Raw genomic sequence first — 17,090 nt, forward strand, 5'->3', positions numbered from 1 at the left:
CATGCAACTTAGGCATGCAACTTAGGGATGAAGCATGGCATAGATGCGTTCGGCGAGGCCGCGATCAATCCCCTTCACGCTCATCAATTCTTCGACGCCCGCCGCTTCGACCCCCGCCAGACCGCCAAAAGCCTTCAGCAGCGCAGCGCGGCGACGTGCACCCACGCCCGCCACGTCTTCCAGCGTACTCCGCTCACGCGTCGCTTCGCGGCGCCGGCGGTGTCCGCTGATCGCAAAACGGTGCGCTTCATCACGAACTGCGGCAACCAGATGCAGCGCAGGCGACGAGGTACCCGGATGCAGGGTCTTGCCGGTTTCGGCAAGCACCAGGGTCTCCTCACCGGCGCGACGGCCCGGACCCTTCGCCACGCCCACCACGCGAATGCCTTCGACGCCGAGTTCGCGCAACACGTCCACCGCCTGCCCCACCTGCCCGGCGCCGCCGTCGATCAGGAGGATGTCCGGCTTCGCGCCGCCCTCCACCACTTTCTTGAAGCGGCGCGTCAGGGCCTGGTGCATGGCTGCATAGTCGTCACCCGGCGTGATGCCCGCGATATTGAAGCGGCGGTAGTGCGACTTCTCCGGCCCCTCGGGACCGAACACCACGCACGAAGCGACGGTAGCCTCGCCACGCGTGTGACTGATATCGAAGCACTCGATCCGGCGAGGGGCTGCCTCGAGCTCGAGCACTTTCTGCAAATCGTCGAAGCGCGCCAGCAGCGTATGGCGGCTGGCAAGGCGTGACGTGAGCGCCGCACTCGCATTGCGCTGGGCCATCTCGAGGAAGCGCGCACGCTCGCCGCGAACGCTGGGTTTCAGCGAGACGACGTAACCGGCGTGATCGGAAAGCACCTGCGCCAGCACGTCGATGTCTTCGACTGGATCGCTCAGCACCAGCTCACGGGGCACCTGCCGCTCCAGGTAGTACTGCGCGATGAACTGCGCCAGCACGTCGCCCACCGACGCATCGATCGGCAACCGCGGGAAGAAATCGCGCGACCCCAGGCTCACGCCATTGCGGAAGAACAGCACGCTCACGCAGGCCATGCCACCTTCCAGGCAGCAGGCGATCACGTCCATATCCGCGCTGGCACCCTGCACGAAGTGCTGGGCCTGCAGCTTGCGCAACGCAGAGACCTGATCGCGCAGCGTGGCCGCGCGCTCGAAATTCAGTGCCATGCTGGCCTGATCCATCGCCACGGCCAGCTCGTCGATCACCGCACTGCTGCGACCTTCAAGGAACATCTCGGCGTGACGCACGTCGTTCTGGTAATCGGGCACATCGATCAGGCGCACGCAGGGCGCACTGCAACGACCGATCTGGTGCTGCAGGCAGGGGCGTGAGCGGTTACGGAAATAGCTGTCTTCGCACTGACGCACCTTGAATAGCTTCTGCATCAGGCCAAGGCTTTCGCGCACGGCGAAGGTGCTCGGGTACGGCCCGAAATAACGTCCCGGCCCCGTCTTCGCGCCGCGATGGAATCCCAGGCGCGGATACTCTTCGCCCGCCGACAGATAGATGTACGGGTAGCTCTTATCGTCGCGAAGCACGATGTTGTAACGCGGCTTGAGCGACTTGATCAGCTGCGATTCGAGCAGCAGCGCCTCGCCCGCCGTACGCGTCAGGGTGACTTCCGCCCGCGCGATCTGCGACACCATCGAGGCGATACGCGGATCCATCGGGGGCTTGAGGAAGTAGTTGCTGACACGCTTCTTCAGGTTCGCCGCCTTACCGACGTACAGCAGCTCGTCCTCCGCATCGAAATAGCGGTAGACGCCTGGCGAGGTGGTGAGGTGGCGGACGAAGGCCTTGCCGTCGAACGGATGCGACTCGGTGTGCTCCATAGCCGACATTTTAGCGTGTCGGCGCGGACCAGACGCGAAAAACGCCGGCATGGGGTGGACCATGCCGGCGCTATGCCTTCCGTGGGCTGTCGCCGTCCTTGGGGGATGACAGTGGCGACAGGGATAGATTAAGGGTTCGCCCCCGGCGACGCCCTCGGGCTAGGCCGGTTATGGGTGTCGGGCTCGCCCTCGTTGCGCTGTAGGGGAAGCCTGACCCCATTCAGCGGCCGCCCGAGGCAAGCCAGCGCTCGGCCCGGACCAGATCCTCGGCGGTGTCGATGCCCGGCGGGAACGGCTCCGGGGTCAGCTGGACCGAAATGGCGTAGCCGTGCTCCAGCACGCGCAGTTGCTCGAGCGATTCCGCCCGCTCCAGCGGCGTCCTCGGCAGGGCTGCCAGCCGGCGCAGAAAGCCCGCGCGGTAGGCATAGATGCCGATATGACGCAGGAAGGGCACATCCGCAGGCAGGCTGTCCCGGCTCTGGGCGAAGGGGTCGCGCGCCCAGGGGGCCGGCGACCGGGTGAAATAAAGCGCGCGGCCGTTGCTGGCGCGGACCACCTTGACGATGTTCGGATCGAAGAACTCGTCGGCATGCGTGATCGGCGTGGCCAGCGTGGCCATGGGGGCGTCATCCCCCGCCAGGGTAGCCACCACGGCGCGGATGCCGGCAGCCGGGGCGAAAGGCTCATCGCCCTGCAGGTTGACCACGATGGTGTCTTCGGGCCAGCCGAAATTGTTGGCCGTCTCGGCGATACGGTCGCTGCCCGACGCGTGGTCGTCGCGGGTCATGCAGACCAGGATGTCCTCTCCGCAGCCGCGCAACTCGCGCGCGACCCGGTCGTCGTCGGTGGCGACGACCACCTGCGCGGCACCGGCCTGCCCTGCCCGGGTCGCCACGCGGCGGATCATCGACTCGCCGTCGATCTTCAGCAGTGGCTTGCCCGGCAACCGGGTCGAACCGAACCGCGCGGGCACGACGACGACGAAGGGTGGGAGCTTCTGAGCCATGACGACATCCGTAACAGGAAAGCAAAGCCTAACGCCTTCCCGTTACGGGGGCCATGTATCAGCCTGCGCTTTCCAGCTGAAAACCGACGCCGTTTGCCAGTTCCATGAAGCCGGGGAACGAGGTGGCGACATTGGCGCAGTCGCCGATGGTGATCGGCGCCGAGGCGACGAGGCCGGCGATGGCGAAGCTCATGGCGATACGGTGGTCGCCATGGCTGTCGATCGTCCCGCCACCGATCGTGCCGCCCTGGATCATCGCGCCGTCCGGCAATTCATCGAATTTCACGCCGCAGGCTTGCAGGCCCGCCGCCATGCTGGCGATGCGGTCCGATTCCTTCACGCGCAACTCGGCGGCACCACGAATCGTGGTGAGTCCATCGGCGACGGCGGCCGCGACGAACAAGGCAGGAAACTCGTCGATCATGTCCGGCACGATATCCAACGGCAATGCCACGCCGTGCAATCGCCGGTAACGGACGACGAGATCGCCGATGTCTTCACCACCGCTGCTGCGCTCGTTCTCCACGGAAATATCCGCGCCCATCAACTCCAGCGCGGCCAGGAGGCCCGTGCGACGCGGGTTCAGGCCCACGCCTTTCAGGCGCAACGCCGAACCGGGCACGATGCAGGCTGCGACGATGAAGAACGCTGCGGACGAGATATCCGCCGGCACATCCACGTCGACGGCATGCAAGGTGTGGCCACCCTCGACCGTCGCCTTGCCCGGCGAATACTCGATCGGCCAGCCGAAGGCCTTGAGCATGCTCTCGGTGTAGTCGCGGGTCGGATGCGGCTCGATGACTTCGGTCTTGCCCTCGGCATACAGGCCGGCCAGCAACAGTGCCGACTTGATCTGCGCGCTGGCGACAGGCGGGTGATACGTGATGCCCTTGAGCTTCGATCCGCCATGGATGCGCAACGGTGGCTTGCCATCGTCCGTGTCGATCGACGCGCCCATCGTGGTGAGCGGATCGGTGACGCGACGCATAGGCCGGCGTGACAGCGACTCGTCGCCGACCAGCGTCGAATCGAAAGCCTGCCCCGCAAGCAGGCCGGCGAGCAGGCGCATGCCGGTTCCCGCGTTCCCGCAATCGAGGGGCTCGGTGGTACCGCGCAACCCGTGCAGACCCACGCCATGCACGAGACGTTCGCCGGCAGCAGGCGTTTCGAAACGCACGCCGAGCTTGCCGAGGATGGCCGCGGTCGCGCGGGTATCCTCACCTTCGAGGAAACCGCGAATATGCGACGTGCCCTCGGCCAGCGCGCCAAACATCAGCGCGCGGTGGGATACCGACTTGTCGCCGGGCACGACCACGTCGCCCCGCAAAGGGCCGGCAGCGGTACGGCTCAGCCAATCCAGGCGGGTCATGGCAGGTTCTCCAGAAGACGTTGCAGCTCGGCACGGCTACCGACGCTGACCCGCACCGTGTGCGGCAGACGGTAGCCACCCATCGGGCGGACGATCACGCCGCGTTCGAACAGGTGAGCTTCGAAGGCGGCGGCATCGCGACCGAGGTCGACGAGCAGGAAGTTGGTTTGTGACGGAAGCACCCGCAAGCCGCGGGCCGTGAGTTCGTCGGCCAGCCATGCGCGATCGCGGTGGTTCGCCTCGCGCACGCGTGCGCGATGTTCGTGATCGCCCAGCGCCGCTTCGGCAGCGGCCAGCGCCACACCGTTGACGTTGAAGGATTCGCGAAGCCGCTCGCAGACGGCGGCAACGGACGGGTGACTGAGCATGTAGCCGATACGCAGGCCCGCTAGCGCGTAAGCCTTCGAGAACGTGCGTGTGACGACGAGATTCGGAAAGCGAGCGAGCAGGTGCATCGCCGTACTCAGGCCCGGCGCATCCACGTACTCGTGGTACGCCTCGTCCACGACGACGAGGGTGTCCGCCGGCACCTTGCCGAGGAAACCCTCGAGCGCGGCGTCGGTGAACCAGGTGCCCGTCGGGTTGTTCGGATTGGCGAGGTACACCAGTCGCGTCGACGGCGTCACCGCCGCCGCGATCGCATCGAGGTCATGCCCGTAGGGCGCCACCGGATGGTCGGCAGGCAACGCGGGCACGGCAACGGACGGCGCACCGGCCGCGGCGGCGGCGATCGGAAACACAGCGAAGCCATATTGCGAATGCACGACCGGGTGCTCGGCATCCGCGAAGCACTGCGCCAGCAACATCAGCAGCTCATGCGAGCCGTTACCCAACGTGATGCCGGAGACGGGCACGCCCAGTTCCGTCGACAACCGGTGTTTCAGCGCAGCGCCGAGAGGATCGGGATAGCGCCAGATGTCTTCGAGAACGCGCGTGGCAGCCCGCATCGCCAGCGGGCTCGGCCCAAGCGGGTTTTCGTTGGAACCGAGCTCGGACAACACCGCACCGAATTGCAGGCGCAGCGCAGGAAGATCATGACCGGGATCGTAGGCACGCAGGGCCGACGTCGCCCGGTTGGCGAGCGTGGCTGCATCGAACGCGGCGGTCATGGCAACGCGACGGGGTAGGAGCCGAGCACGCGTACGTCCGCGGCGGCCGGTTTCATTTCCTCGAGCGCGGCCTGGAGTGCCTCGTCCTCGACATGGCCCGAGACATCGATGAAGAACGCGTACTGCCATTTGCCCGTATGCGCCGGGCGCGATTCGATGCGGTTCATGCTGATGTCGTGGCGCGCAAGCGGGCTCAGTACGTCGTAAAGCGCACCGGGCTTGTCCTTCACCGAAACGAGCAACGACGTACGATCGTTGCCCGAGGGCGGGAAGATCGAACGACCGATGACAAGGAAGCGCGTGGTGTTGTCCGAGCGATCCTCGATCGGGCCAGCGATCGTTTTCAGACCGTAGACGCGACCGGCGATATCGCCGGCGATCGCCGCGGATTCCGGCGCCAGCCGTGCCATGCGCGCGGCTTCGGCATTGCTCGACACCGGCACGCGCTCGGCGTCCGGGAGGTTCACACGCAGCCACGCCTGGCACTGCTGCAACGACTGCGGGTGCGAGAAGACGCGCTTGACGTCCTTCAACTCGCCGCTCAACGAGAGCAGGTTCTGGTGGACGCGCAGCTCCACTTCGCCGCAGATGGTGGCCTTGGAAACCAGGAACATATCCAGGGTCATCTGGATCATGCCCTGCCCCGAGTTCTCCACTGGCACCACGCCGAAGTCGGCATTGCCGGCAGCCACCTCCTGGAACACTTCCTCGATGCTACCCAGCGGCAGGCCGTAGGCGGCGTGGCCGAAATGCTTGCGCACCGCCTGTTCGCTGAAGGTGCCTTCGGGGCCGAGGAAGCCGATCTTCAGCGGCTGTTGCTGCGAAAGGCACGACGACATGATTTCGCGGAACAGACGCACCAGCTCCGCATTCGGCAACGGGCCGTCGTTGCGATCGATCACGCCACGCAGCACCTGGGCCTCCCGTTCGGGTCGGTAATATTCCACCGCCGCCTTCAACGGGCCTTTGGCCCGGCCGACCTGCTGTGCCCAACGGGCACGCTCGCTGATGAGCGACTGCAGTTGCTGGTCGATGCTGTCGATGCGCGTACGCGCCTCGACGAGCGTTGCTTGTTTGTCGGCAGGGGTCTTACTCATGGACGTCCAGGCGGCTAAGTGGTTACAAATGAAACGGTTACCACCGCAACAGCTATGCTGCAGTGCGGTGACCCCCGACTTTAACCGTGCTTCGCCGCAAAGTCCCGCATGAAGTTTACGAGCACGTCCACGGCTTCTTGCGGAACTGCGTTGTACAGCGATGCACGCATGCCGCCGACGGCCTTGTGGCCCTTCAGCGCAAGCAGGCCCGCAGCTTCGGATTCGGCGAGAAAAACCGCATCCAGCGCGCTGTCGTGCAAGGTGAATGGCACGTTCATTCGTGAACGTGCATCGACCGCGACAGGGCTGCGATAGAAACCGCCGGAGGCCTCGAAGGCGTCGTACAGCGTCTTCGCCTTGCGTGCGTTGCGCTCTCCCATCGCGACGAGGCCGCCCTGCGCTTCGAGCCATTCGAAGGTGAGACCGGCCAGATACCAGCCCCACGTATTGGGCGTATTGAGCATGGAATCGTTGGCGGCGTGCTCGGCGTAGCGGAAGATCTTCGCCATCGGCCGTCCCTTACGCGCCAGCAGGTCGTCGCGAATAATCATGACCACCAGGCCGGACGGCCCGATGTTTTTCTGCGCGCCCGCATAGATCAGCCCGAACTTCGAGACATCGACCGGCTCACTCAGGATATTCGACGACATGTCGGCGACGAGCGGAACGTCRCCTACGTCCGGCACGGCGTGAAATTCCACGCCGTGGATCGTTTCGTTCGGCGTGTAATGCACGTACGAGGCGCCGGGGTTGAGGTCCCAGCGCTCGCGCGGCGGCAAGTCAAGGTAATGCTCCTCCTCCGACGTACCCGCCACGCGGGCATCGATGTAAGGCGCCGCTTCGCGCACGGCTTTCTCGCCCCAGTGCCCGGTGACGATGTAATCGGCGGTGTCGCCATCGGCGGCGAGGTTCATCGGGATCTGGGCGAAATGCTGTGTGGCGCCACCCTGCAGGAACAACACCTTGTAGCCGGCAGGCACGGCGAGCAGCCGGCGCAGACGCTCTTCCGCGGTGGCGGCCAGCTGCATGAAAGCCTTGCCACGATGGGACAGCTCCATGACGGAGGCGCCCGATCCGTTCCAGTCGAGCATTTCGGCCTGCGCGCGCGTCAACACCGCTTCGGGTAGCGCCGCCGGTCCGGCGCTGAAATTCCAGGCTCTGCTCACTTGGTCTCGTCCACGGGGAAGGTCCCCGCATTATGCCGCTCAAAAATGGACGAACAGCACCATGGCGATGCCCAAAGCGAGGACGGCAGCCGTCAGGATCAGCCACCACACCTCGCCACGTGGGCCGGCGATGTCCTCGGGAAGCGCGTCATCCGGCTCGGGCTCAGGCATGACGATGATCGGCTCGGCAGACCAGCCCGGCCCGTCGAGAACGAAGCGATGCGCAGCCAGGCCGATCTGATCGCCGGGCTGCAACGAAGCACGCACCACTTTCACGCCATTGACGCGCACGGCGTGGCGGGCGGGCACGCGGGCACCATCGAGGATCAGCTCGCCATCCTCCCAGGCCAACACGAGCAGCGCGGCATCGTTGYCGGGTAATTCCAGGGGCAGCGCGCCGTGCGTGGCGCCGAGTTCAAGGCGGTCACCCACCGGAATGGTGCGTCCGGACAGCGGTCCGGCCACCGGGCGCAGGGCCACCGTGCAGCGGGCATCGGTCGGTGCGGCTACCTCGCGTGCGTCGAGATCCGCGTCGTCACGGATGAGCATGCGGCAGTCGCCCAGCGAGAGGCTGTCGCCCGCCCGCAGGAGGGCGCGCTCACGCACGGGACGCGCATTGACATAGACCCGGCCGGCATCGGGCACGACATCCAGCACCAGGCCGCGACGGTCGCGGTGGATACGGACATGGTTGGCGGCTACCTGGCTCTCGGAGACGACGAGGTCGTTGTCGTCGGCGCGACCGATCGTGAGGACGGGCCGTGACCAGTGGAAATCACCGCGAGCCGAGCTGACGAATTCGATGCGCATGGAGGAACCGGGACGTTGACGAAGCGACTTTAGCAGAGTGCGGTATCTGTTTGAACGCAAAGGTGTCGACGTCACGTGATGCAAGGGCCTGATAAACTCCGGCGCTTTCCAATGGACGAGGACGCCTCATGGCGAAGATCGATATCCGCCGCCCGCACGGCAAGACCGTGGCCGAGGCGCGCGCCGTGGTCGAACGTGTGGCCGATCGCATGCGTGAGAAGTTCGGCACCGAGGGCGCCTGGGATGGCGACACCCTCACCTTCCAGCGTTCGGGCGTCAAAGGCGCCATCGCCGTTTCCCCCAGCGATGTGCACGTGACCGCCGAGCTCGGCATGCTCCTGTCGCCGCTGAAGGGCGCGATCGAAGAAGAGATCCGCAAGAAGCTCGACGAACAGTTCGCCTGAGCGCCCCCCGGCTGGCTCGCAAGGGCCAGCTGTGGCATACTAATGGACTTATGCGGCCATTCCGGCCGTTCATCCGACCCGGAACACATGGCAAAAGACGACGTCATCGAAATGGAAGGCACGGTCCAGGAGACCTTGCCCAACACCATGTTCCGCGTGCAGCTCGAGAACGGGCATGTCATTACTGCCCACATCTCCGGCCGCATGCGTAAGCATTACATCCGCATCCTGACGGGCGATAAGGTGAAGGTCGAAATGACCCCCTACGACCTGACCAAGGGTCGCATCACCTACCGCATGAAATAAGCGACGTTGATGCGATAACGAGAAAGGCCGCGCAGTGCGCGGCCTTTTTTCGTGCCTGTAAGAAAGCCCGATGCCTTCTGTGGGAGCCGCTTCAGCGGCGATGCCCTTTGGGGGCACCGCCACTTAAGATCCTGACGGACCTTATGCCGTCACATGCGCCGGCTCCGCCGACTCCGTCTCCACATGCAGCTCGTCGCCTTCGACCGACAAGGTGACCTTGCCACCCTCGGCCAGCTTGCCGAACAGCAACTCGTCCGCCAGTGCACGCTTGACCTTGTCCTGGATCACGCGGGCCATCGGGCGAGCACCCATCTGCGGATCGAAGCCGTGCTCGGCCAACCAGCGACGAGCCTCCGGCGTCACATCCACACTGACCTTCTTCTCGGTCAACTGGGCTTCCAGCTCGATCAGGAACTTGTCCACCACGCGCAGGATGTGGTCGAAGTCCAGGGCGTTGAACTGGATGATCGCGTCGAGACGGTTGCGGAACTCCGGCGTGAACATGCGACGCAGGGTCTCCATGGCATCCGGGGCGTGGTTCTGCTTCATGAAGCCGATGCCGCGACGCGAAGCCAGCTGGGCGCCGGCGTTCGTGGTCATGACGATCACGACGTTCTTGAAGTTGGCCTCGCGACCATTGGTATCCGTCAGCACACCGCGATCCATGACCTGGAGCAGGATGTTGTAGACGTCAGGATGGGCCTTCTCGATTTCGTCCAGCAACAGCACGCAATGCGGATGCTTGGTGATCTGCTCGGTGAGCAGGCCACCCTGGTCGAAGCCGACATAACCCGGAGGCGCACCGACCAGGCGCGAGACCGAATGCGCTTCCATGTACTCGGACATGTCGAAGCGGACCATCTCGATACCCAGCTGCATGGCGAGCTGCTTGGTCACTTCCGTCTTGCCGACGCCCGTGGGACCGGCGAGCAGGAAGCTACCGATCGGCTTGGACGGATCGCCCAGGCCGGAACGGGCCATCTTGATCGACGAAGCCAGGGCCTCGATCGCGGCGTCCTGACCGAACACGACCATCTTCAGGTTGCGCTCGAGGTTACGCAGCACGTCGCGATCCGACGCCGAGACCTGCTTGGCCGGGATACGCGCCATCTTGGCCACGATGTATTCGATCTCGGCGACGTCCACTTTGCCCGTGCGCTGATCTTCCGGCAGCAGGCGCTGGCGGGCACCGGCTTCATCGATGATGTCGATGGCCTTGTCCGGCAGCAGGCGGTCGGGGATGTGCTTGACCGAGAGGTCCACCGCGGCGCGCAGCGCCTCACCCGTGTATTCCACGGAGTGGTGTTCCTCGAAGCGGCTCTTCAGGCCCTTCAGGATTTCGATGGAATCGGCCACGGTGGGCTCGACGACGTCGATCTTCTGGAAGCGACGAGCCAGCGCGCGATCCTTCTCGAACACGCCACGGAATTCCTGGAACGTGGTCGAACCGATGCAACGCAGCTCACCCGAAGCCAGCATCGGCTTGATCAGGTTGGAGGCGTCCATGGTGCCGCCGGACGCGGAGCCCGCACCGATGATGGTATGAATCTCATCGATGAACAGGATCGTGTTGGGCTGCTTCTTGAGCTGGGCGATGACCGCCTTCAGGCGCTTTTCGAAGTCGCCGCGGTACTTGGTGCCGGCAACCAGGGCGCCAAGGTCCAGCGACCAGATCGTGCAGTCTTCCAGCACTTCCGGGACCTGACCCTCGACAATGCGCTTGGCCAGACCTTCGGCCAGGGCGGTCTTGCCCACGCCGGCTTCGCCGACATAGAGCGGGTTGTTCTTGCGCCGACGGCAGAGCACCTGGATGGTCCGCTCGACCTCGTCCTCGCGGCCGATGAGCGGGTCGATCTTGCCCTGGATGGCAAGCTCGTTCAGGTTGCTGGCGTATTCGCTGAGCGGGTTGCCCTTGCTCTCGCCGCCTTCCTCGCCATCCCGCTCGGGGTTGGACGACTGGGCTGCCGACTCGTCGCCGATCTTGGCGATGCCGTGCGAGATGTAATTGACCACGTCCAGGCGGGTGATTTCCTGCTGATGCAGGAAATAGACGGCATGGGAGTCCTTTTCGCCGAAGATAGCGACCAGCACGTTGGCGCCGGTGACTTCCTTACGGCCCGAGGACTGCACATGGTAGACGGCGCGCTGCAGCACCCGCTGGAAGCCCAGCGTGGGCTGCGTATCGCGCTCGTCCCCGGCCGGAAGCACCGGCACGGTCTCGGCGATGATCCGCTGGAGATCGGCCGCGAGGCGCGGCAGATCGACGCCACAGGCCCGCAAGGCGGCCAGGGCGGAGGTGTTTTCAGTCAGGGCGAGCAGCAGGTGCTCGACCGTCATGAATTCGTGGCGTTGTTCCCGGGCCTGCTTGTAGCAGTGCCCGATGGTGACTTCGAGATCCTTGCTGAACATACGGACCGTCTCCGATAGCTGTGGGCGGCGGGGACCAGCCCCTGTCAATGCCGCATGAACACCAAATGGGGCATCGCCTACATCTTTTCCATAGTGCACAACAGCGGGTGCTGGTGAGACCGTGAGTATTCGTTGACCTGTGTCACCTTCGTTTCTGCCACCTCGCGGGTGAAGACCCCGCACACGCCCTTGCCCCGGGTGTGTACGTGGAGCATCACCTGGACCGCGCGTTCCTGGTCCATGCCAAAAAAGCTACGCAATACCTCGATCACGAAATCCATCGGGGTGAAGTCGTCGTTGAGCAAAACGACCTGGAAGAGCGGCGGCCGCGCCGTCTCCGGACGCGTTGTTTCGATGGCGAGGCCGTGGCCCCGGTCGCTTTCCTGATCGTGTTCGTGTTCCTGGGACATTAATTAAGAACCTTCGGTACGCGATTCGATTATATACACCGGTTTCCCGACCGCTTCGGGGTCGACATCCACAGGTAATGGCACAATATGCCTTTTACCAGAGCCCCTCCCCCCCCATTAAGCCGATGCCATCCTCACTTTCCCAGGCCGAAAACGTTTGGTGCCCCCGTGTCACGGTGGCTTGCGTGGTCGCGCGCGGCGATCGCTTCCTCATCGTCGAGGAGGAGATTTTTGGCGAGCTCGCCTACAACCAGCCCGCCGGCCACCTCGATCCGAACGAAACGATCCAGGCCGCCGCGGTTCGCGAAACCCTCGAGGAAACCGGCTACACCATCGTCCTCGACGCCTTTCTTGGGGTCTGGCAGTGGATCAGCCACGAACACGGCGAGCAGGTGCTGCGCTTCAGCTTTGCCGGCCATGTGGTCGCCCATGACCCGGATCGCACGCTCGACGAAGGCATCCGCCGCGCCCTGTGGCTGCGCCGGGACGAGATCGAGGCCCTGGGCTCGCGCCTGCGCAGCCCGCTGATCCTGCCCACCCTCGATGCCTGGCTGGACGGCCGGCGCCTGCCGCTGGATACGGTGGACAGCCTGCTGCCCCAGGCAACGCCGTGAAGGTCATCCTCGGCGTCTCCGGCGGCGTGGACTCCTCGGTCGCGGCCCTCCTGCTCCAGCAGGCCGGGCACGAGGTCGAGGGCATGTTCATGCAGAACTGGGAGGAAGACGACCGTTCCGGCCCCTGTACCACCGACGACGACCGCAAGGACGCCGTGGCCGTGTGTGGCCGACTGGGCATTCCGTTCCACGCGCGCAACTTCGCCGGCGAGTACTGGGACGGCGTCTTCGCCTACTTCCTGGCCGAGTACGCGGCGGGCCGGACGCCCAACCCGGACGTGCTCTGTAACCGCGAAATCAAGTTCAAGACCTTCCTCGAGCACGCACAGGCCCTGGGCGCGGAAAAGATCGCGACCGGTCACTACGCGCGCGTCGACTTGCACGAGGGCCGCTACCGCCTGCTGCGCGCGGTCGACGCCGCCAAGGACCAGAGCTACTTCCTCCATGCGCTGGGCCAGAAGCAGCTGGCCGCCACCCTGTTTCCGGTCGGCGAGATCGAGAAGCCGCTGGTTCGCGAACTGGCCCGCGAAGCGCACCTGCCCACGCATGCCAAAAAGGACTCCACGGGCATCTGCTTCATCGGCGAGCGCGACTTCCGCGCGTTCCTGGCCCAGTACCTCCCGGCCCGGCCCGGCCCGATGGTCGACCCCGACGGCCGTGTCATCGGCGAGCACCAGGGCGTCATGTATTACACGCTCGGCCAGCGCAACGGCCTGGGCATCGGCGGTCGCGCCGATGCGCCGAACGAGCCCTGGTATGTGGTCGGCAAGGATGTCGGGACAAACACACTGATCGTGGCCCAGGGCGGCGAGAACCGCTGGCTGCAGTCCTCGCGGCTCACCGCCACCGATGTCACCTGGGTGGCCGGCGAACCACCCGCGAACGGCGCCGAGCCCTCGGGCCCCGGTTTCCGCTGCACCGCCAAGACCCGTTACCGCCAGGCCGACCAGGCGTGCACCGTCGAACTGCGCGGCGACACGCTGCACGTCGTTTTCGACGAGCCGCAACGCGCCGTCACCCCCGGCCAGTCCGTGGTCCTCTACGACGGTGAGGTCTGCCTCGGCGGCGCGGTGATCGACGCCACCAATGCCCCCTACGGCGGCCTGAGCCCATGACGCACCGCACTGCTCTTGTAGGAGCCGATTTATCGGCGATGGGTGCYTGCGACAACACCCAAAGCTGCGCTCCGCAGGGATCGCCGATGAATCGGCTCCTACAGACGAATCCCCACTCCTTTTCTGAGCTTTATTCATGAACGAAGAACGCGTCCTCGCTCTCGCCGGGGTTTTCCAGGGCGCTGCCCTGGCCCAGCAGATGGCCACCGATGGCCGCTGCGACGAGGTGGCGTTCGAGGCCACCCTCGCCAGCGTCTTTCGCATCGATGCCGACTCGGTTGCTTCGGTCTATGGCGGTGTGAGCGGCGTGCGCCGTGGCCTGCGCACCCTGGTCGCGCAGTTCGAGGACGAAACGCGCGACGTCGCCGTCATGCGCATGGCGATCACCGTGCTTCGCCTCGAGCGCTCACTGTCGCGCAACCGTCCCATGCTCGACCGTCTGCGCGAGGGCGTCATCGCCACGMAGCGCCAGGTCGAGCACTTCGGCATCAACCATGCGAACGTCACCGCGCGGCTGGCCGAGGTCTACGCCTCGACATTGTCGACACTGAAGCCGCGCGTGATGGTCACCGGCAACCCGACGCATCTGCAGCAGAAAGCCAACGTGGATCGCGTGCGCTCCGCCCTGCTCGCCGCCGCACGCTCGGCGGTGCTCTGGCACCAGTTGGGTGGGCGGCAGTGGCACCTGCTCATCTACCGGAAGCAGTGCGCGATGCTCGCGCGGGGGCTGCTGACCGGGTCGACGCTCGAAGGCGGCGGCTGAGGTCACGCTGCAACACCCTGCTTGGTAGGAGCCGATTCATCGGCGATAACCAGGTCGCCGCAGAACCGCATCGCCGATGAATCGGCTCCTACCGAGCAGGGTGCGGTTGCCGGACAGCGAGCGATTACCGAGCCGCGTGCAACGGTTACGGCGCGGCCGCATCCAGCCCCGGAATCGTCCCCGCCAGCTCCCGCAACAAATCGCCAAACCGCGCCAGATCGTCCCGCCACGGCGTAGCGCTTCGCCAGTAGAGCGCGATATGGCGCCCCGGCCGCGCCCCCTGCACCGCCGCCAGCACGACATTGGGGATCGAACCCAACCGATCGTGGGCGAGGATCGGAACCAGTGTGTAGCCCCCACGCAGGGCCACCAGCGTCGCCAGGCTCTCGATGCTCAGGTCCTGGATGCGCTCCGGCCGCGCCGCGCCCGGCATGCCGAGGTCCGACACGCCGTTGCCGTGACTTTCCGCCATCAGCGTCGCGTCCGCGGCATCCAGTTCGGTGAGCGCGATGGCGCTGCGGCCGGCCAGGGCATGGCCCGCCTGCAACAGCAATTCATAGGGTTCGAAGAAGAGCGCCGTCGACTCCAGGCCGGTGATCGTGGCGCTGGGCGGCGCCAGCACGGCGTCCAGCTCACCTTCGTGAAGACGCCGAAGCAGACCTCGCGGCTTGCCCTCGGAGATGGTCAGCCGGGCGCCGGKGAACCGCAGGGGAAAGGGCTCGATGAAATGGGGAAGCAGGTACGGCCCGAGCGTCGATGGCACGCCCAGACGGAGTTCGCTGCCGAAAGCGACGTCGCCAGCCCGGGCCGCATGCTCCAGATGCTCGGCCGCGCTCAGCACCGACTCGATATAACCGAGTAATCGCTGGCCGCTGGTGGTGGGCACGACGCGTCGACCGCCGCGCTCGAACAGCGGCATACCCAGCGCCTGCTCCACCTTCTGCACCTGATGAGAAAGGCCGGACGGACTGATGTACATGGCGCGGGCCGCGCTGTTGAAGCTGCCCTCGCGGGCCACGGCCTGGACCAGGGCAAGGTCGCGCAGGGACACCGATGACAGGGCCATCGAAATCATCGAACGCTGCGTGCCATCAAATACGTTTGCGCCCATCGTCCGCCCGCTCCATCCTTTCGCCGCCGAATTCGCGCGGCATGCTGCGCCACCAACCCGCCATTCTAGCCGGTCACCGGTCTCACGGCGGTCGCACGCAAGGCCCAGACTGCGCGATAATCGACGCTTTGGCGTCCCCACAAGGGGCGTCAGGCCTCCCCAGCTTAAGAACACGCCAGGAGTACAGCATGAAAGACTCGTTCTCAGTCCGAGACAGCATCGAAGTCAACGGCAAGCGCCACACCATCGCCAGCCTGGCCAAGTTCGGCGAAAAGTTCGACATCAAGCGCCTGCCCTACTCGATGAAGATCCTGCTGGAGAACCTTCTCCGCCAGGAAGACGGCCTGAACGTCACCTCGAAGGAAATCGAGGCGGTGGCCAAGTGGGATTCCAAGGCCGAGCCGGAGATCGAAATCTCCTTCATGCCCGCCCGCGTGGTCCTGCAGGACTTCACCGGCGTGCCCTGCGTGGTCGACCTGGCCGCCATGCGCGATGCCGTCGCCAAGCTCGGCGGCGACCCGAACAAGATCAACCCGCTGGCGCCGGCCGAACTGGTCATCGACCACTCGGTGCAGGTCGACGCGTTCGGTTCGGAAGGCGCGCTGGAACAGAACGTCGAGATCGAGTTCGAGCGTAACCAGGAGCGTTACTCGTTCCTGCGCTGGGGCCAGAAGGCGTTCAACAACTTCAAGGTCGTGCCGCCGCGTACGGGCATCGTCCACCAGGTGAACCTGGAGAACCTCGCCCGCGTCGTCTTCACCGCCGACGTCGACGGTGAGTCCTTCGCCTATCCGGATACCGTGTTCGGTACCGATTCGCACACCACCATGATCAACGGCCTGGGCGTGCTCGGCTGGGGCGTGGGTGGTATCGAAGCCGAAGCCGCCATGCTCGGCCAGCCGTCGTCCATGCTGATCCCGCAGGTCGTCGGCTTCCGCCTCACCGGCAAGCTCAGCGAAGGCGTGACCGCGACCGACCTGGTCCTGACCGTCACCCAGATGCTGCGCAAGCTCGGCGTGGTCGGCAAGTTCGTCGAGTTCTTCGGCGAAGGCCTGCCGAACCTGCCGCTCGCCGACCGCGCGACSATCGSCAACATGGSTCCGGAATACGGCGCSACCTGCGGCWTCTTCCCGATCGACCAGGAGTCGCTGAACTACATGCGCCTGTCGGGTCGCGACGAGGCGCTGATTTCCCTCGTCGAAACCTACGCCAAGGCCCAGGGCCTGTGGTACGACAAGGACACGCCGGACGCCGAGTTCACCACCACGCTCGAGCTCAACCTCGCCGACGTCCGTCCGTCCATGGCCGGCCCGAAGCGTCCGCAGGATCGCGTCCTTCTCGAAGGCGTGCAGGAAAGCTTCCTCGATGCCGTCGGCCCGCTCACGGCCAACCGCAAGCGCAAGAACGGCGACGACGTAGACAGCTTCAGCAATGAAGGTGGCGCCACGGCCGTCGGCAACCCGGCCAACACCGTCAGCAAGAGCGAAGGCGTGCTGGTCGAGAAGGACGGCAAGCAGTTCCACATCAACGACGGCTCAGTCGTGATCGCCGCGATC

16 protein-coding genes are annotated in these 17,090 nt (G+C 65.3%); 6 read left to right on the forward strand and 10 right to left on the reverse strand.

The window, feature by feature from the left end; all coding sequences use genetic code 11:
- Window positions 1-21: 21 nt before the first annotated feature.
- The 7 genes from uvrC to AC1DT2_RS05275 all read right to left on the reverse strand — a co-directional run bounded on the left by uvrC (window position 22) and on the right by AC1DT2_RS05275 (window position 8,402).
- Window positions 22-1,845 carry an excinuclease ABC subunit UvrC gene (gene uvrC / locus AC1DT2_RS05245; protein ID WP_213948176.1) on the reverse strand — a complete coding sequence of 608 codons (1,824 nt, stop codon included), beginning with the start codon at window positions 1,843-1,845 and terminating at the stop codon, window positions 22-24.
- A gap of 220 nt (window positions 1,846-2,065) precedes the next feature.
- On the reverse strand, window positions 2,066-2,851 hold the full coding sequence (gene kdsB / locus AC1DT2_RS05250; protein WP_477294884.1) for a 3-deoxy-manno-octulosonate cytidylyltransferase: 786 nt from the start codon (window positions 2,849-2,851) through the stop codon (window positions 2,066-2,068).
- A 58-nt stretch (window positions 2,852-2,909) separates the two neighbouring features.
- Window positions 2,910-4,220 carry a 3-phosphoshikimate 1-carboxyvinyltransferase gene (aroA, locus tag AC1DT2_RS05255; protein ID WP_477294885.1) on the reverse strand — a complete coding sequence of 437 codons (1,311 nt, stop codon included), beginning with the start codon at window positions 4,218-4,220 and terminating at the stop codon, window positions 2,910-2,912.
- Window positions 4,217-5,329 carry a histidinol-phosphate transaminase gene (gene hisC, locus AC1DT2_RS05260; protein WP_477294887.1) on the reverse strand — a complete coding sequence of 371 codons (1,113 nt, stop codon included), beginning with the start codon at window positions 5,327-5,329 and terminating at the stop codon, window positions 4,217-4,219. Before hisC ends, aroA begins: the two co-directional genes overlap by 4 nt.
- Window positions 5,326-6,426: a prephenate dehydratase gene (gene pheA, locus AC1DT2_RS05265; RefSeq protein ID WP_213947954.1), complete on the reverse strand. Its 1,101-nt coding sequence runs from the start codon at window positions 6,424-6,426 to the stop codon at window positions 5,326-5,328. The genes hisC and pheA overlap by 4 nt, the downstream gene beginning before the upstream one ends.
- An 80-nt stretch (window positions 6,427-6,506) precedes the next feature.
- Window positions 6,507-7,592 (reverse strand): 3-phosphoserine/phosphohydroxythreonine transaminase, encoded by a 1,086-nt coding sequence (serC, locus tag AC1DT2_RS05270; RefSeq protein ID WP_477294890.1) that lies wholly within the window; start codon window positions 7,590-7,592, stop codon window positions 6,507-6,509.
- A gap of 39 nt (window positions 7,593-7,631) precedes the next feature.
- Window positions 7,632-8,402, reverse strand: a complete 771-nt coding sequence (locus AC1DT2_RS05275; RefSeq protein WP_477294892.1) for an FHA domain-containing protein — start codon at window positions 8,400-8,402, stop codon at window positions 7,632-7,634.
- Between the two features lie 128 nt (window positions 8,403-8,530).
- Between AC1DT2_RS05275 and AC1DT2_RS05280 the strand changes: the two genes are divergently transcribed.
- Entirely contained in the window at window positions 8,531-8,806 is a 276-nt protein-coding gene (locus AC1DT2_RS05280; protein WP_213947951.1) for a polyhydroxyalkanoic acid system family protein, read from the forward strand.
- A gap of 87 nt (window positions 8,807-8,893) precedes the next feature.
- Complete coding sequence (gene infA / locus AC1DT2_RS05285) at window positions 8,894-9,112, forward strand: translation initiation factor IF-1 (RefSeq protein ID WP_019466733.1); 219 nt, start codon at window positions 8,894-8,896, stop codon at window positions 9,110-9,112.
- A 141-nt stretch (window positions 9,113-9,253) separates the two neighbouring features.
- Here infA and clpA read toward each other — a convergent pair whose 3' ends face one another.
- Both clpA and clpS read right to left on the reverse strand, forming a co-directional pair.
- Window positions 9,254-11,521, reverse strand: a complete 2,268-nt coding sequence (gene clpA, locus AC1DT2_RS05290; RefSeq protein WP_063571772.1) for an ATP-dependent Clp protease ATP-binding subunit ClpA — start codon at window positions 11,519-11,521, stop codon at window positions 9,254-9,256.
- A gap of 77 nt (window positions 11,522-11,598) precedes the next feature.
- Window positions 11,599-11,931 (reverse strand): ATP-dependent Clp protease adapter ClpS, encoded by a 333-nt coding sequence (clpS, locus tag AC1DT2_RS05295; RefSeq protein ID WP_046966087.1) that lies wholly within the window; start codon window positions 11,929-11,931, stop codon window positions 11,599-11,601.
- 125 nt (window positions 11,932-12,056) lie between these two features.
- Between clpS and AC1DT2_RS05300 the strand changes: the two genes are divergently transcribed.
- The 3 genes from AC1DT2_RS05300 (at window position 12,057) to hflD (ending at window position 14,423) form a co-directional block, all read left to right on the forward strand.
- Window positions 12,057-12,545 (forward strand): NUDIX hydrolase, encoded by a 489-nt coding sequence (locus tag AC1DT2_RS05300; protein ID WP_213947949.1) that lies wholly within the window; start codon window positions 12,057-12,059, stop codon window positions 12,543-12,545.
- Window positions 12,542-13,660, forward strand: a complete 1,119-nt coding sequence (mnmA, locus tag AC1DT2_RS05305) for a tRNA 2-thiouridine(34) synthase MnmA (protein WP_477294896.1) — start codon at window positions 12,542-12,544, stop codon at window positions 13,658-13,660. Before AC1DT2_RS05300 ends, mnmA begins: the two co-directional genes overlap by 4 nt.
- A gap of 136 nt (window positions 13,661-13,796) precedes the next feature.
- The gene (hflD, locus tag AC1DT2_RS05310; RefSeq protein WP_477294898.1) at window positions 13,797-14,423 is read left to right on the forward strand and encodes a high frequency lysogenization protein HflD; all 627 of its coding nucleotides are present in this window, start codon (window positions 13,797-13,799) and stop codon (window positions 14,421-14,423) included.
- 145 nt (window positions 14,424-14,568) lie between these two features.
- Here the strand turns inward: hflD and AC1DT2_RS05315 are convergent, their stop codons facing one another.
- Window positions 14,569-15,498 carry a LysR family transcriptional regulator gene (locus tag AC1DT2_RS05315; protein WP_477294902.1) on the reverse strand — a complete coding sequence of 310 codons (930 nt, stop codon included), beginning with the start codon at window positions 15,496-15,498 and terminating at the stop codon, window positions 14,569-14,571.
- Between the two features lie 224 nt (window positions 15,499-15,722).
- Here AC1DT2_RS05315 and AC1DT2_RS05320 point away from each other — a divergent pair.
- On the forward strand, window positions 15,723-17,090 hold a 1,368-nt coding region (locus AC1DT2_RS05320), incomplete at its 3' end, for an aconitase family protein (protein ID WP_477294900.1).

This window comes from Luteibacter sp. P4_E6 (genome assembly GCF_056401535.1).

Excerpts from the sequence above, each read along its gene's own strand:
- kdsB (WP_477294884.1), bottom strand. The coding sequence starts at position 2,851 with ATGGCTCAGAAGCTCCCACCCTTCGTCGTCGTCGTGCCCGCGCGGTTC.
- AC1DT2_RS05280 (WP_213947951.1), top strand. The coding sequence starts at position 8,531 with ATGGCGAAGATCGATATCCGCCGCCCGCACGGCAAGACCGTGGCCGAG.
- hisC (WP_477294887.1), bottom strand. The coding sequence starts at position 5,329 with ATGACCGCCGCGTTCGATGCAGCCACGCTCGCCAACCGGGCGACGTCG.
- pheA (WP_213947954.1), bottom strand. The coding sequence starts at position 6,426 with ATGAGTAAGACCCCTGCCGACAAACAAGCAACGCTCGTCGAGGCGCGT.
- uvrC (WP_213948176.1), bottom strand. The coding sequence starts at position 1,845 with ATGGAGCACACCGAGTCGCATCCGTTCGACGGCAAGGCCTTCGTCCGC.
- clpS (WP_046966087.1), bottom strand. The coding sequence starts at position 11,931 with ATGTCCCAGGAACACGAACACGATCAGGAAAGCGACCGGGGCCACGGC.
- AC1DT2_RS05300 (WP_213947949.1), top strand. The coding sequence starts at position 12,057 with ATGCCATCCTCACTTTCCCAGGCCGAAAACGTTTGGTGCCCCCGTGTC.
- clpA (WP_063571772.1), bottom strand. The coding sequence starts at position 11,521 with ATGTTCAGCAAGGATCTCGAAGTCACCATCGGGCACTGCTACAAGCAG.
- aroA (WP_477294885.1), bottom strand. The coding sequence starts at position 4,220 with ATGACCCGCCTGGATTGGCTGAGCCGTACCGCTGCCGGCCCTTTGCGG.
- infA (WP_019466733.1), top strand. The coding sequence starts at position 8,894 with ATGGCAAAAGACGACGTCATCGAAATGGAAGGCACGGTCCAGGAGACC.